We start from the raw sequence: 25,503 nt of genomic DNA, 5'->3' as shown, positions 1-25,503 counted from the left end.
CCCTTGCCGAACGCGCCTGCCGCGCCGCCCCTGATCGACATCTCGGTGGCGGCGCCCGCGTACAACGAGGCGGAGAACATCGCGGCCGCGGTGACGGAATGGCGGCAGTACCTGGAACGCCACCCGGCGATCGGCGCTTGGGAGATCGTCGTCTGTGACGACGGCAGCGGCGACGCGACCGGGAAGATCCTGGAGGAGCTGCGGGAGGACTGCCCGCGACTCGTCGTCGTCACGTTCGGGCGCAACCGCGGCGCGGGGGCCGCCATCGCCGCCGCGATCGCGCGTACCCGGATGGACTGGGTCGTGCTGCTGGACTCCGACGGGCAGTTCCCGATCGCCAACCTGGACCGGTTCATCGGGCGCATCCAGGCGGGTGCGGGGCTCGCGTTCTCCGGAGCCCGGATCAGGAAGGCCGACAGCCTGCCGTACCGGTGGGGGTCGGCGGCCAGCGGCGCGGTCAGCAACCTGCTGCAGCGCACCCACTACCGCGACTTCAACTCGATCTTCAAGGTGGTGTACGGGCCGCTGTTCCGCGCGCTGCCGCTGGAGTCGGCCGGGATGAACTGCTCGACCGAGATCACGGCCCGCGTGTCCGAGCTGGGGCACGCCTGGGTGGAGCTGCCGATCGAGCATCGCGCGCGGGGCGGCGGCCGCCGGGGCTGGCGGTTCTGGCGGGGAGCGCGCGACCGGGCCCTGTTCGTGGGCTACTTGGGGCTGCGCCACTGGCTGCTGCGCCGTGGCGTGCTCCGCGTCCCGGTGGTCGACGAGGAGGTTCGGTGAGGGTCTCCATGTTCAGCGGCGGCCGGGGCGCGGCCGGGATCGCCCGCGCCCTGCTGCGCCGGCCGGGGCTGGAGCTGTCCCTGCTGATCAACGGGTACGACAACGGGCTGTCCACCGGCGCGCTGCGCCGCTACCTGCCGGGCATGCTCGGCCCGTCCGACTTCCGCAAGAACCTCCTGCTCCACCTCGACCGCGGTGACCCCCGCCGGGAGCTGCTCGAACGCCGGCTCGCGCCGGGCACCACGGCCGCGGACCTGGAGCGGCTGATCGACGGGCCGCTGGACTACCGGATCACGCGCGAGCTGCGGGTCTTCGCCGGGCGGCTCCGCGCCGAGCCGGACGGGCTCGACCTGGCCGACTGCGCGCTCGGCAACCTCGTGTTCGCCGGGGCGTACCTGCGGCTGGGCGAGGACTTCAACGCGGCGGTACGGACGTGCGCGCAGACGTTCGGGTCTCCGGCGAGGCTGCTCAACGTGACGGCCGGCGAGAACGCGTTCCTGGTCGCCCTCAAGGAGGACGGGCGGCTGCTGGCCGACGAGGCGGACATCGTCGCGCCGCAGGACACGGCGGCCATCACGGGGCTGTTCCTGCTGCGGGAGCCGCTGACGGCCGCCGCACGCGCCGAGCTGGCGGGGCGGCCGCCGGAGCGGGTGCGCGAGCTGCTCGCCCGGCGCGCGGCCCGCGTCACGCCCGGCCCCGAGGCGCTGGCGGCGCTCCGGGACGCCGACCTCGTCGTGTACGGCCCCGGCACGCCGCACTCGTCGCTGCTGCCCAGCTACCTGACGCCGGGCGTGGCCGAGGCGATCGCGGAGAGCCGGGCCGCGGCCAGGGTGTTCGTGGTCAACATCGGGGGCGACCACGACATCCAGGGGCTGACGGCCACCGATCTGGTGGATCGCACGCTGGCGTACCTGGGCGACCCGGGCAACGAGCGGCGGACGATCACGCACGTCCTCAGCCATCACGGCGCCTCCGGCGGCCCCGCGGTGCCGCGCGCGGTCGTCGACCGGGGGTGCTGGGCAGGGGCGCGCTGGATCAGCGTGGACCTGGAGGACGCCGACCGTCCCGGCACGCACAGCGGCCCGCGAACCGCCGACGCGCTCCAGGCCGTGCTCGGCGAGATCCCCTTGGCACGGGCCGGATGACCGGCCCCACGGGTCCCGCTCCCGCCACCACGGAGGGCGGCGCTCCCCACGCGAACGCGCCGTCCGCCACCGCCTTGGAGGACGCCCTTTCGGTGAACGCCGCGCCCACCACCGCGCGTGCCGCCCGAGAACGCGCCGCTGCCGCGAGCACGGCCACCGGTGGGGAAGGAGGCGCCGCCGGCATGAGCCCGGCGAGTGACACTCCAGGAGGCGTCGGCACGGGCCCGGCGAGAGACGGGCGAGGAGGTGCCGCCACGAGCCCGGCGAGCGGTGGCCCCGGAGGCGGTGGCGTGGACGGGGTGCTTGCGGGGGTGGTCGCCGGGCGGAGGGTGTGGTTGTGCGATCTCGACGGGACGCTCGTGGACTCGTTCCCCGCGCACGAGGCCGCGTTCCGGCAGGCCGTCGCCGAGGTCGTCCCGGCGGCCCTCCCGTCCTTCCGGTACGCCGACCACGCGGGCGCGAGCACCGCCGAGGTGGCCGCGCTGCTGACCGGGGACCGCGAGGTGGCCGGGCGGCTGGCGCGGCGCAAGCAGGAGCTCTACCGGCGGTTCGTCGAGCAGGGCCGGGTCCGGCCGTTCCCCGGGGCGCGCCGGCTGCTCGGCCTGCTGGCCGGCGGCGGACAGGTGGCGTACCTGGTCACCAGTGGCAGCCGCGGGTCGGTGGAGAGGGTGCTGACGGGCTCGGCTCTGGGGGCGTGCTTCCGTGACGTGCTCACCGCCGACGACGTGCCGGTGAGCAAGCCGGACCCCGCGTTCTACCACCTGGCCTGCCGCCGCTGGCACGTCGATCCCGCCGAGGCCGTCGTGCTGGAGGACTCCCCGCACGGGGTGGCCTCCGCCGTCGGCGCCGGGCTGGCGACGCTGCACGTCCACACCGCCGAGCCCGCCTCCGGCGCGGTCGCGGTACGTGGGCTGGACGAGATCGTGTCCCTCTTGGAGATGATGTGAGTATCTGCGCGGTGATACCGGCCGCGGGGCGTGGCACCAGGCTGGGCCAGGGCATCCCGAAGATCATGATCGAGGTCGCCGAGGGCGTCACCGTGTGGCACCTGCTGCTGCGGCGGCTGCGGCCGTGGACCGAGCACGTCCACGTCGTCGTCTCCCCCGACGGCGAGGGCCCGTTCCGCGAGCTTGCGGCCGCGGAGATCGGCGCGGGCACGGTGTCGGTGAGCGTGCAGGAGCGGCCGACCGGCATGGGAGACGCGATCTTCGGGGCCGCGGGGCACTGGGCGGCGTACGAGACGATCCTGGTGGTCTGGGGAGACCAGGCGAACCTGTCCCCCGCCACCGTGCGCGAGGTCGTCGCCGCCCACCCGGGCAAGGGGCTGACCCTGCCGCTGGTGCCGATGGCCGAGCCGTACGTGGAGTACGAGCTGGCCGGCGGCGAGCTCGTACGGGTGCGGCAGTCCCGCGAGGGTGACGAGTGCCGCCCGGGCGGGCTCAGCGACGTCGGCGTGTTCTGCCTGGCCACCGAGGGGCTGCGGGCGGCATGGGAGCGGTACGCGGCGGAGGCGGCGCAGGGCGCGGCCACCGGCGAGGTGAACTTCCTGCCGTTCCTGCCGCACCTGTCGCTGGCCGGGGGCCTGCCGGTGACCGTGGTGCCGGTGGCCGACCCGGATGAGGCGCGCGGCATCAACACCGCGGACGACCTGGAGTTCGCCCGGCAGGCGTACCAGCGGTGCAGGTCCTGAAGACCCGCGCGGCGGGCCTGCGGCAGGCGGCCGGGCCGACGCTGGTGAGCACGGTGGCGAGCGGCACGGCGGCGGCGACGACGCTGGTCATCGCCCGGGGGGCGGGGGCGAGCGCGTTCGGCCAGTTCACGGTGGTGCTGTCGATCGCGCTGATCGTCACCGTCGGCATGCTGACGAGCCTGCACTACGTGATGCTGCAGGAGCTGCCCAGGGCGGATCCGGAGCGGCGGCCCGCGCTGGTGGCCACGGCGCTGCTGGCCACGCTCGCGGTGACCGCCGGGCTGGCCGTGCTGGGCATGCTGGCGGCGCCGGTGCTGACGGCGGCCCTGAACGTGGACACCCGCACGCTCGGCTTCGGCCTGGCGCTGGCGGCGTCGATGACGGTGAACCAGCTCACCGAGAGCTTCCTGCGCGGGCTGAAGAGGTTCGCGTTCGTGGCGGGGCTCAAGCTGGCCATCGCGATCGCCTACCTGGCCGCGGCCTCGTTCTGCCTGCTGGTGCTGGGCGTCAGGGAGGCGGAGCCGTACCTGGTGGCGCTGATCGCCACGAATGTGGCGTTCGCCCTGGCGGCGCTGGCGGCCGTGCGGGTGCGGCCGCGTCTCTGGTCGGCCCGGCTGGCGCGGTCGCTGTACCGGCACGGCATGTACGTGACGGTCATCGCCGCGCTCACCGGCGTGCTGTTCGGGATCGACGTGATCTTCCTGAACCACTGGGCGGACCCGGCGGACGTCGGCGTGTACTCGGTCTACAACGGCTTCCCGAAGCGGCTGCTCGGCGTGGTGTTCACCGACGGGATCGGGCTGGTGCTACTGCCCGCGATGGCCACCTCGGACAAGCCGCTGCTGATGCGGCGGATCGCCCGGCTGGTCCCGGCCGTGGCCGGGGTCACGGCGGTGTTCTCGTTCGCCGCGAGCACGGTGTTCTTCCTGCTGATGAGCGGCGACTACCCGTACTCGCTCGGCCTGATGGCGCTGTCGGCGCTGGGCATCGGCGCGCACACGGCGTTCAACCTGTACTCCGTCGCCCTGTCCATGGACGGGGTGCGCGGGGCGAAGGTGCTCATCGGCTGTCTGGCGGCCGGGACGCCGCCCGCGCTGGCCGCGCTGGCCGCCTGCATCCGCTGGCAGGGCCTGGCCGGCGGGCTCGCGGGGTTCGCGCTGGCCAACCTCGTCCTGCTGGCCGTCGTGGCGGCCGCGGCCGCCCGTGTCTACCGGAGCCCGATGTGAAGATCGCCTACGTCGTCAACCAGTTCCCGCCGAACATCACCGCCGGCCTGGGCCGGTACGTCGAGCTGATCACGCCGTACCTGGCCCGCGAGCACGAGCTGACGGTGTACACGCTGAACGACGGCCGGCAGCGGGTGGACGAGACCGTCGGCGGCATCCGCGTGTACCGGCCGCGGACGGCCTTCTTCAGCGGCAAGCGGCTCAACCGCACCAGGCGCGCGGAGTTCCTGCTGCTCGCGTTGCAGGTCGTGGTCAGCAACTGGCGTTACTTCCTGCGGCTGTGCCGCCGCCGTGAGCGGCCCGACCTGGTGGCCGTGCACGACTCCACGAACTTCCTGTCGGGCCTGCTCTGCCACTACGTGCTGCGGCTGCCGGTGGTCTTCCACGTGCACACCACGGAGTACGGCGTCGCGCCGCAGCGCAGCATCACCGACCCGCTCAACGTGTTCGCCGCGCTGGAGCGCCGGCTGGCCAGGATCTCCCGCCGCGTGGTGGTGGCCACGCCGGAGGTGGGCGACCAGCTCCGCGCCGCGGGCTGGGACCGGACGCCCATCGACGTCGTGCCGCTGGGCGGGACGTTCGAGGCGGTGCTCCCGTCGTACGAGCGGGACGCGCTGCGTGCCGGGGCGCGGGCCCTGCGCGAGAGGCTGGGGCTGCCGGAAGGGGATCCCGTCCTGCTGTTCGTGGGCAGGATCGAGCGGCAGAAGGGCGTCTACCAGCTCCTCGAGGCGATGCGGGAGGTGGTGGACGCGGTGCCGGGGCTGCGGCTGCTGATCGTCGGCGAGGGCGACGTGGCGGGCGTGGAGCGGATCGTCGCCTCGACCGGGCTGCGGGGGCGGGTGCTGGCCTCCGGCAGGTTCGTTCAGGGGCGGGAGCTGCTGGAGCACTACGAGCTGGCCGACGCGTGCGTGTTCCCGTCGCTGTTCGAGCCGTTCGGGCTGGTGGCGACCGAGGCGATGGCGATGGGGCGGGCGGCGATCCTGGGTGACGGCTTCTCGCGGCTCTTCCTCGGCCCCGACCCGGACGCGCCCGCCGCGTACGTGGTGCGGGCGGGCGAGCCAGCCGACATCGCGCGCGGCGTGATCGCGGTCATGACCGAGGCGGTGCTCCGCCGCGAGCTGGCCGAGCGGGGCGAGCGGTTCGTCAGGGAGAGCCTCAGCTGGTCCCGCGCCGCCGCCGAGACGGCGGAGGTGTACCGGCAGGCCGCGAAGACTGCCGCCCGGTGAATTCACCGCCATTTCGATAACGCTAGGTCATTGACGGAATGCGGAGAGTGATCGCGCCATCTGCGACACGCCCGCGGCTGTTCGTGGTGAAGTTTTACCTGCGCACTCCGCGCCTGGAACCGCGCGAAACTCGCCGCATATTCGGGAATCAAATCGGCGGCCGGGAAACGGGTATTCAAATAATTCCGCCCCGGCCGCGGGGAGCGTTTTGCGGCAGCACTCGGGAGTCGGTTGAGTCACCCGGGAAGGCCGACTTCCGTTTCGCGCGCTTTGCGGGGTCTCATCCGTATTGTCCTATCGCCCTGGAGCCGCATATTCGCGGCGGGACGGGCACTGTACAATCATCGTGGTCAAGCTCGCGGCCAGGACATTCGGCCGTGAGTCGAGGAGGGTTGACCCTCGATATGAGTGGCAATTCTTTCTCCGCCATGATTCCGGCGCGACTGTCTGCTGACTCCAGGGGGGGCGCCGGGACCAGTTGAAAACAGAGAGGTCTCCCGGGCAAACGGGAGACCTCTCCGTCATTTCTCCCCGCGAGCGCCATTCCGGCCCGCACGGAGCGCGACCTGTCATGCCATGCTGATGACCACGAGGAACTCTCACATCCCTGTTTGCCCAGGGGTCGTAAGCCAAGGTTCGTCGTAAGCCGGCGCCTCGAAAGCGGCCATTCCGCGATCGGCGCTCCCACCTGGAGTCGACAAGAACCAAGGAGGTCGCTCATGGCGACGTCGACCGCACCTTCCGCCAGGAGCCGCGGGCGTGCCCCTCGCCGGGCCGCGCAGCCGTCCGGTGGCCGCCCTCTCAGGGAGCAGCGCGCTGCCTGGGTGGTCGTTTTCGTGGGCGTACTGGTGACGTACGTGACATTCGTGCTCATGCTGCTCCCCCAGGGATACGACCTGTGGGTCGTCCTCGGCGCCGCGACCACGACCTGTCTGGTCGCGGGGCAGGTCACCCGGACGGTGACGCTCATCTCGGCCGGGCAGGGCACGGCCGGGGCCGTGGCGCCTCGTTCGCTGCTCGGACGGGTGGTGGCGTCGTGGATCAGGGCCGTCGTCGCGGACGTCCCGGCGCGCGACGCCGACTCGCGGGAACTGTGACGCGCGCCGTCAGGCGGGGGCTCTCCTGAGCACGCGCAGGGAGCCCACCGCCAGGCCCGTGACGAGCACCACGTGGACCGCCAGGTGGACGGCCATGAAGTAGGCAGTGAAGGCCGCCCCGCGCTGCCGGTGCACGAAGCGCAGCAGCTCGGGGTCCGCCACGACGAACCACCCGACCAGCGCCACCGGCACCAGGAGCAGCGCCGGATGCAGCAGCGCCAGCGGCAGGCAGGCCAGCGCGAGCGCGCAGGCGAGGATGCCGGCCCGGCTGTTGGCGTTCTCCGGTTTGGCGGCGCCGCGCCTGGCCGTGGCCAGCGCGAGCGGGATCAGCGGCAGGGCGCGCCGCCACTGCTCGGCGAGGACCGGCAGGAACCGGTGGCCCTCGTCGTGGCGGCCCATCACGGCGTCGCTCAGCAGGATCCGCGTGCGCACGGCCAGGCGGCTGCTGTACTCGACGTCCTCGCTGTCACGCAGGCCCTCGTCGAGCCGGCCCGCCTCCAGCCACACCGCGCGGCGGATCGCGGCCAGCGCGAACACGACGCTGTTGACCTCGCCGAGGTGCCTGCGCCGCCAGTGGACCTGGTGGAGCAGGCGGTAGTGCTCGACGGGGCCGTCGTCGATGAGCGGCTCGGTGTCGTAGACACCGTGCACGCAGCCGAGACCGGGATCGTCCTCCAGCAGCCGCACGGCGTTGGCGACCGCGTCCGGCCCCAACGCCACGTCGCTGTCGAGGAAGAAGATCACATCGCCGGTGGTGCTCTCCACCCCGGCGTTCCTGGCCGCCGAGACGCCGCGGTTGGCGGGCAGCCGTACGACGCGGCAGCCGAGCTCCTCGGCGATGGCCGCAGAGCCGTCGTCGCTGGCGTCGTCCACCACGACGATCTCGTCGGGCAGCCGGGTCTGGGACAGCACGGACTCCAGGCACAGACGCAGGGTCCTGCTCGCGTTGTAGCACGGCACGATCAGCGAAACTCTTGTCACGGAGGCAACCCTTCGCGAGTCCCGGGGGGCCTCAATGATCTCGCAGAACGCCCCCTCCGCGCATCATCGGACGGCCACCTCCTGCCGCAGGCGCAGGTCCCTGGAGGAGGAGCCGACGTGGACCGTACGGCGACCGCCCGCGAGCACCCATCGGCCATCCGACCAGTACTGCAGCGCGCGCCGGGATACCGTCACGGTGAGGCGGCGCCGCTCGCCCGGCCACAGCCGCACCCTGGCGAACCCGGCCAGCGCCCGCGGCGGCATCGGGACCGGCGGACGGGGCGGCGGACCGAGGTAGACCTGCGCCACCTCCGTGCCCTCCCGGCGGCCGGTGTTCGTGACGGTGAAGGACACGCTCAGCCCGCCGTCCGCGGCCCGCACCGACAGACCGCCGTACGCGAAGCGGGTGTAGGACAGGCCGTGCCCGAACGGGAAGAGCGGCTCGACGTCGTTGGCGTCGTAGTGCCGGTAGCCGACGAAGACGCCCTCGCCGTAGACGGCGACGCCGCCCTCGCCCGGGTAGCGCTCGGCCGGCGCGGTGGGCGCGTCCTCGGCCCGCCGCGGGAAGGTCACCGGCAGCTTGCCGCCCGGGTCGGCGCCGCCGAGCAGGAGTGTGGCGGTGGCGTCCGCGCCCTCCTGGCCCGGGTACCACATCTGCAGGATCGACGGCACGCGCTCCAGCCAGGGCATGAGCACCGGGTCGCCGGTGTTGAGCACCACGGCGGTGCGGGCGTTGGCGGCGGCCACGGCCTCGATGACCGCGTCCTGGCCCTTCGGGAGGGCGAGGCTCGCCCGGTCGGCGCCCTCGGTGCCCTCGTTGAAGGCGAACACGAGCGCCGCCCGCGCCCCCGCGGCCAGGGCGGCGGCCTCCCGCAGCGCCTGCTGGCGGCGCCGCGGGGTGATCCAGGCCAGCCTGACCTGCAGCGGCGTGCCGGGCGCGCCGGTGGCCGCGATGGTGATCGGCGTGGGCCGGCCGGACTCCAGGTGGACGACGCCGCCGGCGTTGGTCAGGCCGCCGGAGGTCGCGATGAGGCTGCTGTTGCCGCCGATGAGGGCGCCGACCGAGCCGGTCCTGACGCCGCCGACGGTCAGCGAGATCGAGCCGTTGAACGCGGGCACGCCGCCCGCGCCCTGGATGCGCAGGTCGTAGTCGCCGGTCTCGGGCGCGGTCAGCGTGCCCGTCCACGTCCACGACGTGCCGGGGGGCAGGGCGTTCGCGCCCGTGTGGTCGACCTGGGCGGCGGCCTGCGGCGTGCCGCCCCGAGGGGTGCGCCGCAGCGAAAGGGCGGAGGCGGGCACCGGGACGCCCTCCAGGTCCACCCCGGTCGCCCAGCTGATGCGGCCGCCTGGCCCGGCCTGACGGCGCAGGGCGTCCAGCGGGCTCTCGGCGCGGGCGGGGAGCACCCGGGCGCTGCCGCCGCCGCCCGCCAGCGGGTGGGCCGCGGTGGGGCCGATGACGGCGAGACCGGCGAGGTCGGCGCGGTCCAGCGGCAGCAGGTCGAGCTCGTTGCGCAGCAGCACCGCGCCCGCCAGCGCGATCTCCCGCGCGGTCCGGGCGCCCGCCCGCGGGTCGAGGGCCGGTCGCGGCCTGGGGCCGCCGAGCAGGCCGAACCGGTCGAGCTGGACGAGGACGCGGCGGACCGCGGTGTCCACCGCGGACCCGGCCAGCTTCCCCGAGGTGACGGCGGCGGCCAGGCCGGCGAAGTTGACGCCGGACGGCATCTCCATGTCCAGCCCGGCGGTGACGGCGGGCACGCCGCTGTGCGTGGCGGACCAGTCGGACATCACCCAGCCGGCGAAACGCCAGTCGTCACGCAGGATCTCGGTCAGCAGGTACGCGCTCTCGGCGGCGTACACGCCGTTGACGCGGTTGTAGGCGGCCATGACCGAGCCGACTCCCGCCGCCACGGCGGCCTCGAAGGCCGGCAGGTAGATCTCGCGCAGGGTCCGCTCGTCCACCTGGGCGTCGACGCTCTGGCGGTCATGCTCGAAGTTGTTGGCGGCGTAGTGCTTGGCCGTGGCGATGAGGCCCTCGCCCTGGATGCCGCGCACCTCTCCCGCGACCATCGCGGCGGCCAGCAGCGGGTCCTCACCGAGCGTCTCGAAGTTCCTGCCCGCCTGCGGCACCCGCACGATGTTGGTCATGGGCGACAGCAGCACGTCCATGCCCAGCGCCCGGCCCTCCCTGCCGATGACCGCGCCGAACCGCCTGGCGAGGTCGGGGGCGAACGTCGCGGCGAGCGCGACCGGGGCGGGCAGGGCGGTGGCGCTCGCCGTGACCCGCACCCCGGCGGGCCCGTCGGCCAGGCGCACCTCGGGGATGCCGAGGCGGGGCACGCCGGGCAGGTAGCCCGCCTGGCCCCTGGAGGCCGGATCCCGGGCGCCGTGCAGCAGCGAGATCTTCTCCTCCAAGGTCAGCTGCCCGAGCAGGGCGTCGACGTCCGCGCGGCGGGTCAGCCGCGGTGCGGGTGCGGCGGCGACGGCCAGGGCCGCCCCGAGGAGCCGGGCCACGTCGCGGCGGGTCAGCGACCGAGTGAGCGCCATGTCGTCCATGGCAGCAAATCCCCGGTCCGGCGGAGATCGACGGGCGGGCAGTGGCGGTTGACGTTGCGGCAAAAACTTGCGCCCGCAAGGTGATATGTGATGTTGTCCGCCCTGATCCCCTTATCGAGTCCAGGAGGCTTGGACGTGCCGTTCATTGTGGATCTGACCAGCGGAAGCGTGGAGAAGGAGCATCGCTCGGCCGAGCGGGGGCATTTCGGCGGGTCGATACTCGGTCTGCGGCTGATGGCCGAGCGCACGCCCGCGGGGCTCGATCCGTACGACCCGCGGGCCCTGCTGTACGTGGCGGCCGGGACGCTGGGCGGGACGGCGGCGCCCGGGCTGGCCAAGGCGGTGTTCCTGGCGAAGTCCCCGCTGACCGGGGTGGCCGGCGAGACGCACGCGCTCGGGCCGTTCGCGGCGGGACTACGCGGGGCGGGCGCCAGGGCGCTGGCCGTCGTGGGGCGGGCCGAGCAGCTGTCCTACCTGCTCGTCCAGGGCGGCGAGGTCACCTGTCACCCCGCCGAGGAGCTGCGGGGGCTGGGCACGGCCGCCACCACGGACGCGCTGCGGGCCAGGCACGGCCGGGCCGCGCACGTCGCGGCGATCGGGCCCGCCGGGGAGAACCTCGTCCGGTACGCGAGCGTCGTCACCGACCACGCCTACGCCGCCGGGCGGTACGGGATCGGCGCCGTCTTCGGGGCCAAGAACCTCAAGGCCATCGTGTGCGTGGGCGACGCGCCCGCCGAGGTGGCCGACCCCGAAGCGGTCGCCAGGATCGCCGCCTACTACCGGGAGTCGCTGACCACGAACCCGCTCGCGGCGCTCCAGGCGGGGCTGCCGGGGTTCGCCGGCTGGGTCGGGGAGCCGCCCGCCCCGGGGTACGCCTCGGTGCGGAACTTCTCGGTGCCCGGCGCGTCCGGGCTGCGGGTTCCCGAGGCGCGGGACTACGAAGGCCGGGCGGTGGCGACCACCGGCGCCTGCCCCGGCTGCCCGAACGACTGTCTCAAGGTGTACGCGCCGCCGGGCGCAGGGGAGCGGCGGGCGGGCGGGCTCGGGCAGGAGGCGTTCCTGTCGCTCGGGTGGAACCTCGGGATCGACGACCTCGACGCCGTGCTCGGCGCGAACGCCCGCTGCAACGACCTCGGCCTCGACCCGGTCTCCCTCGGCGGGACGCTGGCGTTCGCCATGGAGTGCGCCGAGCGCGGCCTGCTGCCCGGCGGTCCCGCGTTCGGCGACGCGGCGGCGCTGCCGGAGCTCATCGAGGGCGTCGCGACGCGCACCGGCGCCATGGGCGATCTGCTCGCCGAGGGCGCGGCGCGGGCGGCCGCCACGCTCGGTCCCGCCGCCGTCCCGTACGCGATGACCGTCAAGGGCGCCGAGTTGCCCTGCTTCGACCCCCGTGTCCAGCCGGGCATCGGCCTCGGCTACGCGATCGCCCCGGGCGGGCCGCGCTACGACGCGCTGGAGCACGACCTCGACTTCGACCCCGTCGCCGGGCTGGCCTACAGCTTCGGCGAGGCCGCGCGGATCGGGGCCGAGCCCGCCCCGGTGGCCGAACTCGACGCCGAGCGGGGGCGGCGCACCGCCCGGCTGCTGCGGCTGTGGAGCGGGCTCGACGCGCTGAACCTGTGCGTCTTCGCCTCCTCCCCCACCCGCCCGCTGACCGTCGACCATCTGACCGCCCTGGTCACCGCCGTCCTCGGGGACGCGTTCACCTTGGAGGACCTGCTGGCGGCCGGGCAGGCGCGGCTCGACGCGATGCGCGCGTACGCGGCCCGCGAGGGCGGCGGCCCAGATGAGTTGCCGGATGAGCTGCCCGCCCGGATGCACGACGAGCCCGTCACGGATGGGCCCCACCGGGGGGCCGTGCTGGACCGCGCCTCGTTCGGGCGCGCCCGCGACGCCTTCTACGAGGAGCTCGGCTGGGGCTGAGCTTGATCAGCCTCTTGTCCGGTTTGTGGTGACGGGTTATGGTCTGGTCAATCGTTTGACCCGAAGGGAGTCCATCGGGGATGGCTGTCACCATCGACCTGAGCGGGCGGACGGCGCTCGTCACGGGTGGGGCCGGAGGTCTCGGCCTGGCGTGCGCCCGCGCGCTGGCCGAGGCCGGAGCGGAGGTCGTGCTCTCCGACCTGGAGGGCCCGCGACTGGCCGAGGCGGCCGCCGAGCTGGGCGTCGAGGCACACGCGGCCGACCTCACCGACCGGGCCCAGGCGACGGCGCTGGCGGGCGCGCGCGAGCGGATCGACGTGCTGGTGAACTGCGCCGGGATCATGCGTACCACGCCGCTGCTCGACATCGAGCCCGGCGAGTGGCTGCGGATCGTGGACGTCAACCTCAACGGCACGTTCTGGCTGACTCAGGCCGTGGGGCGCGGGATGCTCGAACGCGGCGGCGGCTCGATCGTGACCCTGGCCTCGGTCGCCGCCCGTTCTGGCCGCCCGAACGCCGCCCACTACTCGGCCGCCAAGACGGCTCTGCTCTCCCTGACGAAGTCGGCCGCCGAGGCGCTCGCCCCGGTACGGGTGAACGCCGTCTGCCCCGGCGTCTTCCTCACCCCCATGTGGGACGAGATCATCGCCGACCGCGACCGGCGGTTCGGCCCTGAGGCGGGCGCGGCCTACCTGAAGGAGGTCGGCGACCGCTCCCCGCTGCGCCGCCCCGGCCGTCCCGAGGAGGTCGCGTCCGCGGTGCTGTTCCTGGCCAGCGACCTGGCGTCGTTCGTGACGGGCCAGGCGCTGAACGTCGACGGCGGACTGGAGATGAACTGACCGTGCGCCAGACGTTCAAGCTGCTGCCCGAGCTGTTCGGCGACGGCGCCATGGCCGAGATCTTCTCGGCCGAGCGCACCGTGCTCGCCTGGCTGCGCACGGAGGCCGCGCTCGCCCGCGCCCAGGCGGAGGCGGGCGTCATCGCCGAGGCCGACGCCCGGGCCATCGAGGCGGCCTGCGTGCTCGGGAACATCGACCTCCAGCGCCTCTGGCCGGAGGCCGGCAACGTGGGCTACCCCATCCTGCCCCTGGTACGGATGATCGCGGCCGCGCTCCCCGAGGGCCCGAACGGCCGCGTCCACTACGGCGCGACCACGCAGGACATCATGGACACCGGGCTGGCCCTGCAGATGGGCGAGGCCCTCGATCACCTGGGAGCGCTGCTCGGCATGTTCGGCGACGCGCTCGCCCGGCTGGTCTCCGAGCACGCGGGCACCGTCATCGCCGCGCGCACGCACGCCCAGCAGGCGGTGCCCACGACGTTCGGGGCGAAGACCGCGGTGCTGCTGGCCGAGGTGACGCGCCAGCGCGAGCGGGCGCGCGACGCGGCGCGGCGGGTGCGGGTGGTGTCACTGTTCGGCGCGGGCGGCACGTCCGCCGCGATGGGCGAGCACTCCAAGCAGGTACGCGAGCACGTGGCCGCCGCCCTCGCCCTCCGGGCCACCGACGTGCCGTGGCACGTGGCCAGGGACGGCGTGGCCGAGTTCGGCCTGACCTGCGCGGGCCTGGCGGCCACGGCGGCCCGCTTCGCCCGCGAGGTCGTGGACCTGTCCAGAACCGAGGTCGGCGAGGTGCGCGAGGCGGGCGGCCACCACCGGGGCGCGTCGTCCACGATGCCGCAGAAGGCCAACCCGATCGGCTGCGAGGCCGTCATCGGCATGTCGGGCACCGCGGGGGCGCTGAGCTCGGGCCTGTTCCGCGCGATGGAGGCCGGGCACGAGCGGGCCGCCGGAGAGTGGCAGGTCGAGTGGTACGTGGTGCCGCTCCTGGCCGAGCTGGCCGCGGGCGCCCTGGCGACGGCCGCCGAGGTCGCCGCCGGGCTGCGGGTCTACCCGGAGGCCATGCGGGCCAACCTGGGCGCCGAGGGCGGCCTGATCATGGCGGAGGCGTACATGATGCGGCTGGCCCCGGCACTGGGCCGGGAGCGGGCGCACGACCTGGTCTACAAGGCGGCGCACGAGGCGCGGGAGAGCGGGCGGGCGCTGGCGGACGCGCTGCGCGACGTGGCGGGGCCCGAGGACCTCGCGAGCCTGGGCCCGCTGCCCATCCCGCCCGAGTCCTACATCGGCGAGGCCGGGGCGATCTGCGCCGCGGCGCTGGACGCCTGGAGAGATGAGCGAGGATGAGTGAGAGAAGGCTCGCGGACCTGCTGGCCATGTGGCGGATCCGCGCGTTCGAGGAGAAGGTGCGCGACCTGCGCGCGGACGGCTCGATCGTCGGTTCGGTCCACCTGTGCGTCGGCCAGGAGGCCGTCCCGGTCGGCGCGTGCGGCGAGCTGGAGCCGCACGACGCGCTGTTCGCCACCTATCGCGGGCACGGCTGGGCGCTGGCCAGGGGCGTGCCGGCGCAGCCGCTGTTCGCCGAGCTGACGGGCCGGGCGAGCGGCGTGAACGGCGGCAGGGGCGGCTCGGCGTACTTCACGGCCGCCGAGCACGGCTTCCACGGCGAGAACTCGATCGTGGGCGCGGGCGCGCCGATCGCCTGCGGCGCGGCGCTGGCGGGCCGCTTCGACGGCTCGAACCGGGCCGCGGTCAGCGTCTTCGGCGACGGCGCGATGAACCAGGGCGCGGTGCACGAGGCGATGAACTTCGCCGCCGCTCTCTCCCTGCCCGTGGTGTTCGTCTGCGAGAACAACCGCTACTCCGAGCTGACCCCGATCGCCGACATGGTGCGCAACCCGCGCCTGGCCGACCGCGCGGCGGCGTACGGGATGCCCGGTCACCGGATCGACGGCAACGACGCCGAGGCCGTGCGCTTCCACGTGCGGGACGCGCTCGAGGTGGCCCGCGAGGGCGGCGGGCCGACGCTGCTGGAGTGCATGACCGAGCGCCTGGTCGGCCACTACATCGGCGACGCGGAGACCTACCGGCAGCCGGGAGAGCTGGACCGGATCAGGCGGCGCGAGCCGATCGCCCGGCTGCGCGAGGGCCTGCTGGCCGACGGCGTGCCGGCGGCCGAGGTGGAAGCGGTGGAGCGCAGGGCGCGGGCCGAGATGGACGCCGCCGCGGCGGCCGCGCTCGCCGCGCCGCCCGCCGACCCCGCCACCGCGAGGGAGCACCTGTATGCGTGAACTGTCCTACGGCGAGGCCGTGAACGCGGCCCTGCACCGGCTCATGGCGGAGCTGCCCGAGACCCTGGTGTACGGCGAGGACGTCGCCGTGCCCGGCGGCGTGTTCGGCGTGACCAGGGGGCTGCGCAAGCAGTACGGCGACCGCGTGTTCGACACCCCGATCAGCGAGTCGGCGATCCTCGGCAGCGCGGTGGGCGCGGCGATGATGGGCCGCCGCCCGATCGTCGAGATCATGTGGGCCGACTTCTCCCTGGTGGCGCTGGACCAGATCGTCAACCAGGCGGCCAACGTCCGGTACGTGTCGGGCGGCCGGCTGCGGGCCCCGCTGACCATCCGCACCCAGCAGGGCAACGCGCCGGGCGCGTGCGCGCAGCACTCGCAGTGCCTGGAGGCGCTGTTCCTGCACGTGCCGGGGCTGCGGGTGGGCATGCCGAGCACGCCGCAGGACGCGTACGACCTGCTGGTGAGCGCGGTCCACTGCGACGACCCGGTGCTGGTGATCGAGAACCGCACGCTGTACGCCGGCCCGAAGCAGCCGGTCAGGACGGACGGCCCGGTCCCGCCGCTGGGCGGGGCGCGCACCCGCCGCGCGGGCTCCGACGTCACAATCGTCACCTGGGGCGCGATGACGCACCGGGTGCTGGAGGCGGCCGGCGCGCTGGCCCGCGAGGGGATCGAGGCGGAGGTGCTGGAGACGCCGTGGCTCAACCCGTTCGACACCGAGGCGGTGATCGAGAGCGTGCGCCGCACCCGCAGGCTGGCGGTCGTCCACGAGGCGAACGTCACCGGCGGCTTCGGCGCCGAGGTCGTCGCCCGCGTCGCGGGGGCCGGAGTGCCGCTGGCCGCGCCGCCGATCAGGATCGGCACCCCCGACGTACGAATGCCCGCCGCGCCCGTCCTCGCGCAATCCCTCGTCCCCGACGCCGCGCGCATCGCGGAAGAGGTCAGGCGGTCGATCGGCGGATGAGAGGCGTCTGGCACTTCTCCTTCACGGTCGCCGACCTCGACAGGTCCGTGGCGTTCTACCGCGACCTGCTCGGGTTCGCGCTGGTGCACCGGCAGGAGCAGGACAACGACTACACCCGCAGGCTCGTCGGCTACCCCGACGCCGTCCTGCGGGTGGCCCAGCTCGCCGTGCCCGGGCAGCCCCGCGGCCTGTCCACGCACGACCTGGAGCTGGTCGAGTACGTACGCCCGAAGGGCGCGCCCCGGGACCCCGCACGCCACCTGCCGGGCGCGGCCCACCTGGCGCTCACCGTCGAGGACGCCCGCGCCGAGCACGCCCGGCTGTCGGCGGCCGGCGTGCGCTTCGTCAACCCGCCCGAGGCGATCACCGCGGGCGTGAACGAGGGTGGCTACGCCTGCTACTTCCTCGACCCCGACGACATCACGCTGGAGCTCGTGCAACCGCCTGAGGAGACCCGATGACCGTCGTCGACGCCCACCAGCACTTCTGGAACCTGGAGACGGGCTCGTACCCGTGGCTGACGCCGGAGCACGGGCCCATCCACCGCACCTTCGAGCTCCCTGAGCTGATCCCGCAGCTCGCGGCGGCCGGGATCGACCGCACGGTCCTGGTGCAGTCGATGGACTCCTACGCCGACACCGACGCCATGCTCGCGCAGGCCGACGCGCACGACGTCATCGGCGCGGTGGTCGGGTGGGTGCCGCTGCACCGCCCCGGCGAGGCGGCGCAGGCGCTGGAACGCTACCGGCGACACCCCAGGTTCGCGGGGGTGCGGCATCTCATCCACGACGAGCCCGACCCGGACTGGGTGGTGCGGGAGCCGGTGATCGAGGGGCTCCGGCTGCTGGCCGCGGCCGGGCTGCCGTTCGACGTGGTGGCGGTGCTGCCCCGGCACCTGGAGCACGTGCCGGTGCTGGCCGAGCGGGTGCCGGGACTGCGGATGGTGATCGACCACCTCGCCAAGCCGCCGATCAGGGAGAAGGGCTGGGAGCCGTGGGCGTCGCTGCTCGCCCGCGCGGCCGAGTGCCCCGGGGTGTACGCGAAGGTCTCCGGGCTGAACACGGCGGCCGACGCCGAGAGCTGGACCGGCGAGGACCTGCGACCCTACGTGGAGCACGCGCTCGAGGTGTTCGGCCCGGAGCGGCTGATGTTCGGCAGCGACTGGCCGGTGGCGCTGCTCGCCGGCGACTACGCCAAGGTGTGGCGGGAGACGAACGCCGTGCTGGCGGGTCTGCCGGACGCCGACCGCGCGGCCGTGCTCGGCGGCACCGCGACCCGCTTCTACGGCCTCCAGGAGGCGTCATGACCCGGAAGGGCACCGCATGATCGACGTGTTCGCGCCCATCGCCGCCGCGGCCGACCTGACGATCCCGGCCGGGCACCGGCTGCCTGTCGCCGTCGTCGGCGCGGGAGCCATCGTGGACGTGGCCCACCTGCCCGCCTACCGGCAGGCGGGGCTGGAGGTCACCGGCCTGTACGACCTGGACGCCGCCCGCGCCGCCGAGGTGGCGGGCCGCCACGGGGTGCCCAGGACGTACGCGTCGCTGGAGGAGCTGCTGGCCGACGAACGCGTGCGCGTCGTGGACATCGCGGTCGCGCCGCGGGCGCAGCCCGGGATCGCGCGGGCGGCGCTGGCGGCGGGCAAGCACCTGCTGTGCCAGAAGCCGTTCGCGCCCGACGTCGCGACCGGGCGGGGCATCGTCGACCTGGCGGCGGCCAGCGGCCTGAAGGTCGCGGTGAACCAGCAGCTCCGCTTCGACGAGGGCATCGCCGCCGCCCGCGCCATGGTGCGGGCGGGGTGGATCGGCGAGCCGACGGCGATGACGTTCACCGTGAACATCCTGACCGACTGGAGCGCCTGGGACTGGCTCGTCGCCACCGAGCGGCTGGAGATCGTTTACCACTCCATCCACTACCTGGACGCCATCCGCTCGGTCCTGGGGGACCCGGAGCTCGTCTTCTGCACCGGCAGCCGCACGCCTGGACAGCTCGCCAGGGGCGAGACGCGGACGATGAGCACGCTCGTGTACCCGGGCGACGTGCGGGCGCTGGTCCACGTGACGCACGAGAACCGCACGGGCGACCAGGAGGCGTCCTTCCGCATCGACGGCACGCAGGGGGCGATCAAGGGCACGCTCGGCCTGCTGTACGACTATCCGCACGGCCGCCCCGACACCCTGTCGGTGAACAGCCGGACGCTGCCGACGGACGGCTGGCTGCCGTACCCGGTGACCCGGCGCTGGCTGCCCGACGCGGTCGCCGGCCCGATGGGGTCGCTGCTGAAGGCCGTCGCGGAGGGCGGCGAGCCGGAGACGTCCGGCGCGGACAACCTCGGCACGCTGCGCCTGCTCGACGCCCTCTACCGCTCGATGGACACGGGCCAGAGCGTGCGGCCAGGATCGTCGGCATGAAGAGTTCCCGGGTCACGCTGGCCGACGTCGCCGCCGTCGCGAAGGTCGACCGGGCCGTCGTCTCCCGCGTCGTCAACAAGGACCCCACGCTCAACATCCGGCCGGAGACGCGCGAGCGGGTGCTCGCGGCGATCGAGGAGCTCGACTACCGGCCCAACGTGGCCGCGCGGAGCCTGCGCACGGCACGGGCGCACATGTTCGGGCTGTTCATCCCCGACTTCGCCAACCCGGTCTACGCGGAGATCATCAAGGGCGCGGAGGCGGAGGCGGCCGCCGAGGGGTACGTGCTGGTCACGGGCAGCGCGTCGAGCGCCGCGCTGGGCGACTACATGGACCGGATCGGGCAGGGCCGCATCGACGGCCTGCTGCTGGCCGGCACCGGGGACGAGTCGGAGCTCATCGGCCAGCTCGACCGGGCCGCCATCCCGTGGATCATGCTCAACAACCGCAGCAGGAGCGTCAAGCGGTACGTCGTCCTCGACGACGCCCGGGCCGCCGCCCTCGCGGTCGAGCACCTCGTACGGCTCGGCCACCGCCGCATCGCCCACCTCGCGGGACCGTCCCGCTCCGACACGGCCACGCGCAGGTCGGCGGGGTACTCGGCGGCGATGCGCGAGGCCGGCCTGCCGGAGGGTCCGATCGTGGCGGCCGACTACACGCCGGCGGGCGGGGCGGCGGCGATGGCCCGGCTGCTGGCCGCTCCCGAGCGGCCGACGGCGGTGTTCGTGGCGAACGTGGCCTCGGCCATCGGAGCCATGGAGGGCGTGCGCTCGGCCGGGCTGGAGATCCCCCGGGACCTCTCGATCGTGGCCGTGCACGATCTCGAGCTGGCCGGCTACCTCCACCCGCCGCTCACGACGGTCCGCATGCCGCTGGGCGAGCTGGGCCGCCGCGGGGTGAGCCTGCTGGCCGGCCTGAAGCCGGACGACACGGTGGCCGAGGTGCTGGCCGGGCCCATCCAGCTGATCCAGCGCCAGTCCACCGCTCCCCCGCCGTGAACAACACTCCGCACGAAGAGCGGTGTTTAGGACGCCCGATTTCACCCCATTGACAGCCCCGCAAAGCGGACCCTAGGTTGTGCGAAACGTTTCGATCCAGGGAATCGGCAGGGGATGTCTTCGATACGTGACGTGGCCGAGCGGGCGGGGGTGGCGGTCAGCACCGTGTCCGCCGCGCTCAACGGCACCCGTCCGGTGGCGGCGGGCACCAGGCGGCGCATCGAGCGGGCCGCGGCCGACCTCGGATACCGCCCGAGCCTGCTGGCCCGCGGGCTGCAGAGCAAGCGCACCCGCATCCTCGCCCTGCTCTATCCGGCTCCGCGCAGCGGCTTCGGGGTGACCGAGATGCAGTTCGCCACCGGCGCCGCCGAGGCGGCCCGCGAGCTGGGCTACCACCTGCTGCTCTCCCCCGAGCACGCCGACCCGGTCGAGGAGCTGCGCCACCTCACCGGTCTGGGGCTGGTGGACGGCGTGCTGCTGATGGAGGTCGGGCTCGACGACGAGCGCACGGAGTTCCTCATGGAGGCCGGGGTCCCGTTCAGCATGATCGGCCGGACCCGCGACCCCGGCTCGATCGACCACGCCGACATCGACTTCGCGGCCACGGCCAGGCAGGCCGTCGCGCACGTGGCCGGGCTCGGGCATCGCAAGCTGGCCTTCTTCAACCTCGCCGCCGACGCGTACGCGGCGCAGTACGGCCCCGCGATCCGGGCCGGGGCGGAGTTCGCCGAGGCCGCCCGCGCGGCCGGGATCGGCTACGTGGACGACTTCCGGCCCGGCTCCGCCGAAGAGGGCAGGCAGGCGTTCGACCGGCTGGTCGCGGCGCATCCGGACGTGACGGCGCTGGCGGTGATGGACGACCACGCGGCGGCCGGTGTGATCGCGGCTGTCGCGGCGCGCGGGTGGCGAATCCCCGAGGACCTGACGTTGCTGCTGGTGCTGTCGTCGGCGGCCGTCGCCGAGATGTTCCATCCCCGGCTCACCACGCTGGAGCCGCCGAGCGCGGAGCTGGGCGGGCTCGGCGCGCGCATGCTCATCGACCGGCTGGAGGACGACGGCCCGCCCCGGCACCGGCTGCTGCCCTGCCGCCTGGTGATCGGCGACAGCTCCGGACCCCCAAGAGGGAGATCATGAACATGCACACGCTCACCGCCGGACGCGGCCTGCTGTTCGGCGGCGACTACAACCCCGAGCAGTGGCCGGAGCACGTGTGGGAGGAGGACGCCGAGCTGATGCGGGCCGCCGGGGTCAACCTCGTCACGGTCGGCGTCTTCAGCTGGGCGCGGATCGAGCCCGAGCCGGACAAGCGGGACTTCGCCTGGCTGGACCGGGTGCTCGACCTGCTCGGCAAGGCCGGGATCGCGGTGGACCTGGCCACCCCCACGGCCTCCCCGCCTCCGTGGCTGGGGCACCGGTGGCCGGAGACGCTGCCGGTGGACGAGTCGGGGCACCGCCTCTGGTACGGCTCGCGCAACCAGTTCTGCCCGTCGTCCCCCGTCTACCGGGAGCGCGCGCTGGCCCTGGTCGAGGACCTGGCCGAGCGGTACGCGGGCCACCCGGCCCTGGCCCTGTGGCACGTGGGCAACGAGTACGGCCAGGTCTGCCACTGCGACGAGTCCGCCAGGGCGTTCCGCGCCTGGCTGAAGGAGCGCTACGGCGACCTGGACACGCTCAACGAGGCATGGGGCACCACGTTCTGGAGCCAGCGCTACAGCGAGTGGGCCGAGATCGTCACCCCCCGCCGCGCCCCCTACATCATCAACCCGTCACAGCAGCTGGACTTCTGGCGCTTCTGCTCCGACGCCCTGCTCGCCCACTTCCGCGCCGAGCGCGACGTCCTCCGCGCGCGGACCCCCGACATCCCGATCACCACCAACTTCATGGGCCTGTTCAAACCGGTCGACTACTGGTCGTGGGCGCAGGAGGAGGACATCGTCTCCAACGACCACTACCCCGACCCGGCCGACCCGCTCGCGCCCGCCCGCAGCGCGCTCACCCACGACCTCATGCGCGGCCTCGCGAAGGGCAGGCCGTGGCTGCTGATGGAGCAGTCCACGAGCGCGGTCAACTGGCGCCCGCACAATCCGCCCAAGCCGCCCGGCCGGCTCAGGCTGGAGGCGCTGCAGGCGGTCGCCCGGGGCGCGGACGGGCTGTGCTACTTCCAGTGGCGGGCCTCCCGGTTCGGCGCCGAGCGCTTCCACTCCGCGATGGTCCCGCACGCGGGCGTGGACACCCGCCTGCACGCCGAGGTGCGCGCGCACGGCCAGGAGCTGCGCGGGCTGAGCGAGGTGGCCGGGCAGCCGGTGCCGGCGCGGGTGGCGATGGTGTTCGACTGGCCGAGCTGGTGGGCGCTGGAGGAGCGCGGCCGGCCGAGCGACCGGCTCACCGCGACCGACCAGCTCTTCTCCTACTACCTGCCGTTCTGGGAGCGCGGGGTGAGCGTGGACCTGGTGCCGCCGTCCGCCGGGCTCGACGGTTACGCCCTGGTCGTGGTCCCGAACCTCTTCCTGATCGGCGACGCGGACGCCGCGGCCATGACCGCCTACGTCCGCGACGGCGGGGTCCTGGTCGTGGGCCCGTTCTCGGGCGTCGTGGACGAGCGGGCGCACGTGCGTACCGGACGGTTTCCCGCGCCGCTGCGCGAGGTGCTCGGCGCGTCCGGCGAGGAGTGGCGGCCCGTGGAAGGGCCCGTGCGCTGCCGGTGGGCGGGCGGGGCGGAGTTCGCCGCGCACACCTGGACCGAGCTGATCGAACCGGAGGGCGCCGAGACGGTGGCCGCGTTCGCCGACGGCGGCCCCGCGGTGCTGCGGCACCGCGCCGGGAAGGGCGTGGCCTGGTACGTGGCCACGATGCCCGAGCCGGACGCTCTCGGCGAGCTGGCCGAGCGCGTGCTGGCCGACGCGGGCGTGCGCGGGGTGCTGCCGGAGCTGCCGCGCGGTGTCGAGGCGGTGCGCCGCGGCGACGTCCTGTTCCTGCTCAACCACGGCGCGGACGCGGTAGGCGTGCCGCTCCCCCACGCGGCGACGGACCTGCTGACCGGATCCGCCGTGGACGGCCGGATCACGCTGGCACCGCAGGCCGTCGCGGCCCTCGTCCAAGGAGAGGCATGAAGTTCAAGGACGGCTACTGGCGGCTGCGTCCCGGGGTGCGGGCCCACTACGCCGCGCAGGCCCACGACGTGACCGCGGACGCCGGCTCGCTGCGGATCCTGGCCCCGGCCAGGCCCATCACCCACCGGGGCCACACGATCGACGGCCCGGTGCTGCGGGTGGACCTGTCGTCCCCGATGCCGGACGTGATCCGCGTACGCACGGTGCACTTCGCCGGATCCGTCCCCGCCTCCCCCGCCTTCGAGGTACGCGACGACGCCCCGGACGTGGACATCGCCGTGGACGGCGAGCAGGCGAGCCTGACCAGCGGCGCGCTCACCGTGCGGGTGCGCAGGGACACGCCGTGGGAGATGACCTTCAGCGCGGACGGGCGCGAGCTGACCCGCAGCGGCGGCAGGAGCCTCGCCGCCATGCGTGACGCCGACGATCGGCACTTCATGGTCGACCAGCTCCGCCTCGGAGCCGGGGAGCTCGTGTACGGGCTGGGCGAGCGGTTCGGCGCCTTCGTGCGCAACGGGCAGTCCGTCGACATCTGGAACGAGGACGGCGGCACCAGCAGCGACCTGGCCTACAAGAACATCCCCTTCTACCTCACCAACCGCGGCTACGGCGTGTTCGTCAACCATCCCGGGCGCGTGTCGTTCGAGGTCGGCTCGGAGTCGGTGTCGCAGGTGCAGTTCAGCGTCGAGGGCCACGACCTCGAGTACCTCGTCATCCACGGAGCCACGCCGAAGGACATCCTGCGCCGCTACACCGCGCTGACCGGCCGTCCCGCGCTGCCGCCCGCCTGGTCGTTCGGGCTGTGGCTGTCCACGTCGTTCACCACCGACTACGACGAGGCGACGGTGACGTCGTTCGTGGACGGGATGGCCGAGCGGGACCTGCCGCTGAGCGTGTTCCACTTCGACTGCTTCTGGATGCGCCCGTACCGGTGGTGCGACTTCGAGTGGGACCCGGAGGTGTTCCCGGATCCGGAGGGCATGATCCGGCGGCTGAAGGAGCGGGGACTGCGCGTCTGCCTGTGGATCAACCCGTACATCGGGCAGGCGTCGGCGCTGTTCGACGAGGGGATGGCGGCCGGTCACCTGCTGCGCCGCCCCGACGGGACCGTCTGGCAGGACGACCACTGGCAGGCGGGCCGGGCGCTGGTGGACTTCACCTCCCCGGCCGCCAGGCAGTGGTACGCGGGCAAGCTGCGCGGGCTGCTCGACATGGGGGTGGACGCGTTCAAGACCGACTTCGGCGAGCGCATCCCCACCGACGTCGCCTACGCCGACGGCTCCGACCCTGAACGCATGCACAACTACTACACGCTGCTCTACAACCGGACCGTGCACGAGGTGCTGGCCGAGCGGGGCGCGCCCGTGCTGTTCGCCCGCTCGGCCACGGTGGGCGGGCAGCGGCTGCCGGTGCACTGGGGCGGCGACTGCGAGTCGACGTTCGAGGCGATGGCCGAGTCGCTGCGGGGCGGGCTGTCCTTGGGGCTGGCCGGGTTCGGGTTCTGGAGCCACGACATCGGCGGGTTCGAGGGGCGGCCCGATCCGGCCGTGTTCAAGCGGTGGGTGGCCTTCGGGCTGCTGTCGTCGCACAGCCGGTTGCACGGGAGCGGCTCGTACCGGGTGCCGTGGCTGTTCGACGAGGAGTCGGTGGACGTGCTGCGGTCGTTCACGCGGCTGAAGGCGCGGCTCATGCCGTACCTGTACGGCGCCGCGGCCGAGGCGGTCACCGACGGGCTGCCGATGATGCGGGCCATGCGGCTGGAGTTCCCCGGGGACCGGGGCTGCGACTACCTGGACGCGCAGTACATGCTCGGGCCCGACCTGCTGGTGGCGCCCGTCATGTCGGCGGATGGTGAAATTTCTTACTACGTCCCTGAGGGGGTCTGGACGCCGCTGCTCGGCGGGGAGAGCGTGAGCGGACCCGGGTGGCGTACCGAGCGGCACGGGTTCGATAGCCTGCCGCTGCTGGTGCGGCCGGGTGCCGTGGTGCCGACGGGCGCCCGCGAGGACCGGCCCGACTACGACTACGCCGACGGGGTCACCCTGAACGCCTACCGCCTCCCCGACGGCGCCCGCCGCACCGTCACCGTGCCGGCCCCAGACGGAACCACCGCCGCCGTCTTCGAGGTGTCGCGCACGGGCGACCGCGTCCGGGCCCGCCGCCTGGCGGGCGCGCCCAAGAGCTGGAGCCTGCGGCTCTTCGGAGAACGCCAGGCGACGGAGACCACCCAGGGCGACGACATTGAGATCACCCTGTAAGGATTTTAA

At 73.9% G+C, this 25,503-nt stretch carries 21 protein-coding genes; 19 read left to right on the top strand and 2 right to left on the bottom strand.

The window, feature by feature from the left end; all coding sequences use genetic code 11:
- Nucleotides 1–3 precede the first annotated feature (3 nt).
- The 7 genes from AB0J64_RS18315 (at nt 4) to AB0J64_RS18285 (ending at nt 7,164) form a co-directional block, all read left to right on the top strand.
- The gene (locus tag AB0J64_RS18315) at nt 4–780 is read left to right on the top strand and encodes a glycosyltransferase family 2 protein (RefSeq protein ID WP_364028067.1); all 777 of its coding nucleotides are present in this window, start codon (nt 4–6) and stop codon (nt 778–780) included.
- On the top strand, nt 777–1,925 hold the full coding sequence (locus AB0J64_RS18310) for a 2-phospho-L-lactate transferase CofD family protein (protein ID WP_364028065.1): 1,149 nt from the start codon (nt 777–779) through the stop codon (nt 1,923–1,925). The genes AB0J64_RS18315 and AB0J64_RS18310 overlap by 4 nt, the downstream gene beginning before the upstream one ends.
- Nucleotides 1,922–2,872, top strand: a complete 951-nt coding sequence (locus tag AB0J64_RS18305) for an HAD family phosphatase (protein ID WP_364028063.1) — start codon at nt 1,922–1,924, stop codon at nt 2,870–2,872. Before AB0J64_RS18310 ends, AB0J64_RS18305 begins: the two co-directional genes overlap by 4 nt.
- Entirely contained in the window at nt 2,869–3,615 is a 747-nt protein-coding gene (locus AB0J64_RS18300; RefSeq protein ID WP_364028061.1) for an NTP transferase domain-containing protein, read from the top strand. The genes AB0J64_RS18305 and AB0J64_RS18300 overlap by 4 nt, the downstream gene beginning before the upstream one ends.
- Complete coding sequence (locus AB0J64_RS18295) at nt 3,603–4,841, top strand: hypothetical protein (protein WP_364028059.1); 1,239 nt, start codon at nt 3,603–3,605, stop codon at nt 4,839–4,841. Before AB0J64_RS18300 ends, AB0J64_RS18295 begins: the two co-directional genes overlap by 13 nt.
- Nucleotides 4,838–6,067 carry a glycosyltransferase family 4 protein gene (locus tag AB0J64_RS18290; RefSeq protein ID WP_364028057.1) on the top strand — a complete coding sequence of 410 codons (1,230 nt, stop codon included), beginning with the start codon at nt 4,838–4,840 and terminating at the stop codon, nt 6,065–6,067. Before AB0J64_RS18295 ends, AB0J64_RS18290 begins: the two co-directional genes overlap by 4 nt.
- Before the next feature lie 719 nt (nt 6,068–6,786).
- On the top strand, nt 6,787–7,164 hold the full coding sequence (locus AB0J64_RS18285; protein WP_364028055.1) for a hypothetical protein: 378 nt from the start codon (nt 6,787–6,789) through the stop codon (nt 7,162–7,164).
- Between the two features lie 9 nt (nt 7,165–7,173).
- Here the strand turns inward: AB0J64_RS18285 and AB0J64_RS18280 are convergent, their stop codons facing one another.
- Together AB0J64_RS18280 and AB0J64_RS18275 are read right to left on the bottom strand one after the other, a co-directional pair.
- Nucleotides 7,174–8,145: a glycosyltransferase family 2 protein gene (locus AB0J64_RS18280; protein WP_364028053.1), complete on the bottom strand. Its 972-nt coding sequence runs from the start codon at nt 8,143–8,145 to the stop codon at nt 7,174–7,176.
- A gap of 63 nt (nt 8,146–8,208) precedes the next feature.
- A complete protein-coding gene (locus tag AB0J64_RS18275; RefSeq protein ID WP_364028051.1) occupies nt 8,209–10,689 on the bottom strand; it encodes a glycoside hydrolase family 3 C-terminal domain-containing protein in 2,481 nt (826 codons plus the stop codon).
- Between the two features lie 144 nt (nt 10,690–10,833).
- Here AB0J64_RS18275 and AB0J64_RS18270 point away from each other — a divergent pair, with 144 nt between their 5' ends.
- The 12 genes from AB0J64_RS18270 to yicI all read left to right on the top strand — a co-directional run bounded on the left by AB0J64_RS18270 (nt 10,834) and on the right by yicI (nt 25,494).
- The gene (locus AB0J64_RS18270; protein ID WP_364028049.1) at nt 10,834–12,621 is read left to right on the top strand and encodes an aldehyde ferredoxin oxidoreductase C-terminal domain-containing protein; all 1,788 of its coding nucleotides are present in this window, start codon (nt 10,834–10,836) and stop codon (nt 12,619–12,621) included.
- 80 nt (nt 12,622–12,701) lie between these two features.
- On the top strand, nt 12,702–13,460 hold the full coding sequence (locus AB0J64_RS18265; protein WP_364028047.1) for an SDR family NAD(P)-dependent oxidoreductase: 759 nt from the start codon (nt 12,702–12,704) through the stop codon (nt 13,458–13,460).
- 2 nt (nt 13,461–13,462) lie between these two features.
- The gene (locus AB0J64_RS18260; protein WP_364028045.1) at nt 13,463–14,806 is read left to right on the top strand and encodes a lyase family protein; all 1,344 of its coding nucleotides are present in this window, start codon (nt 13,463–13,465) and stop codon (nt 14,804–14,806) included.
- Nucleotides 14,803–15,750, top strand: coding sequence for a thiamine pyrophosphate-dependent dehydrogenase E1 component subunit alpha (locus AB0J64_RS18255; RefSeq protein WP_364028043.1), 948 nt, complete (start codon nt 14,803–14,805; stop codon nt 15,748–15,750). The genes AB0J64_RS18260 and AB0J64_RS18255 overlap by 4 nt, the downstream gene beginning before the upstream one ends.
- The gene (locus AB0J64_RS18250; protein ID WP_364028041.1) at nt 15,743–16,717 is read left to right on the top strand and encodes a transketolase C-terminal domain-containing protein; all 975 of its coding nucleotides are present in this window, start codon (nt 15,743–15,745) and stop codon (nt 16,715–16,717) included. The genes AB0J64_RS18255 and AB0J64_RS18250 overlap by 8 nt, the downstream gene beginning before the upstream one ends.
- Entirely contained in the window at nt 16,714–17,178 is a 465-nt protein-coding gene (locus tag AB0J64_RS18245; protein WP_364028039.1) for a VOC family protein, read from the top strand. The genes AB0J64_RS18250 and AB0J64_RS18245 overlap by 4 nt, the downstream gene beginning before the upstream one ends.
- The gene (locus tag AB0J64_RS18240) at nt 17,175–18,023 is read left to right on the top strand and encodes an amidohydrolase family protein (RefSeq protein ID WP_364028037.1); all 849 of its coding nucleotides are present in this window, start codon (nt 17,175–17,177) and stop codon (nt 18,021–18,023) included. Before AB0J64_RS18245 ends, AB0J64_RS18240 begins: the two co-directional genes overlap by 4 nt.
- A 16-nt stretch (nt 18,024–18,039) precedes the next feature.
- Entirely contained in the window at nt 18,040–19,128 is a 1,089-nt protein-coding gene (locus AB0J64_RS18235) for a Gfo/Idh/MocA family oxidoreductase (RefSeq protein WP_364028035.1), read from the top strand.
- Nucleotides 19,125–20,126, top strand: coding sequence for a LacI family DNA-binding transcriptional regulator (locus AB0J64_RS18230; RefSeq protein ID WP_364028033.1), 1,002 nt, complete (start codon nt 19,125–19,127; stop codon nt 20,124–20,126). Before AB0J64_RS18235 ends, AB0J64_RS18230 begins: the two co-directional genes overlap by 4 nt.
- A 114-nt stretch (nt 20,127–20,240) precedes the next feature.
- Nucleotides 20,241–21,260 carry a LacI family DNA-binding transcriptional regulator gene (locus tag AB0J64_RS18225; protein WP_364028031.1) on the top strand — a complete coding sequence of 340 codons (1,020 nt, stop codon included), beginning with the start codon at nt 20,241–20,243 and terminating at the stop codon, nt 21,258–21,260.
- Nucleotides 21,257–23,236 carry a beta-galactosidase gene (locus AB0J64_RS18220; RefSeq protein WP_364028029.1) on the top strand — a complete coding sequence of 660 codons (1,980 nt, stop codon included), beginning with the start codon at nt 21,257–21,259 and terminating at the stop codon, nt 23,234–23,236. The genes AB0J64_RS18225 and AB0J64_RS18220 overlap by 4 nt, the downstream gene beginning before the upstream one ends.
- Nucleotides 23,233–25,494 (top strand): alpha-xylosidase, encoded by a 2,262-nt coding sequence (gene yicI, locus AB0J64_RS18215; protein WP_364028027.1) that lies wholly within the window; start codon nt 23,233–23,235, stop codon nt 25,492–25,494. The genes AB0J64_RS18220 and yicI overlap by 4 nt, the downstream gene beginning before the upstream one ends.
- The last annotated feature ends 9 nt before the right edge of the window (nt 25,495–25,503 follow it).

The organism is Nonomuraea sp. NPDC049695 (assembly GCF_040674955.1).
Taxonomy (GTDB): Bacteria; Actinomycetota; Actinomycetes; order Streptosporangiales; family Streptosporangiaceae; genus Nonomuraea; species Nonomuraea helvata.
Note: the sequence above shows the minus strand (reverse complement) of the source record. Positions and strands in the feature narration are given on the sequence as shown.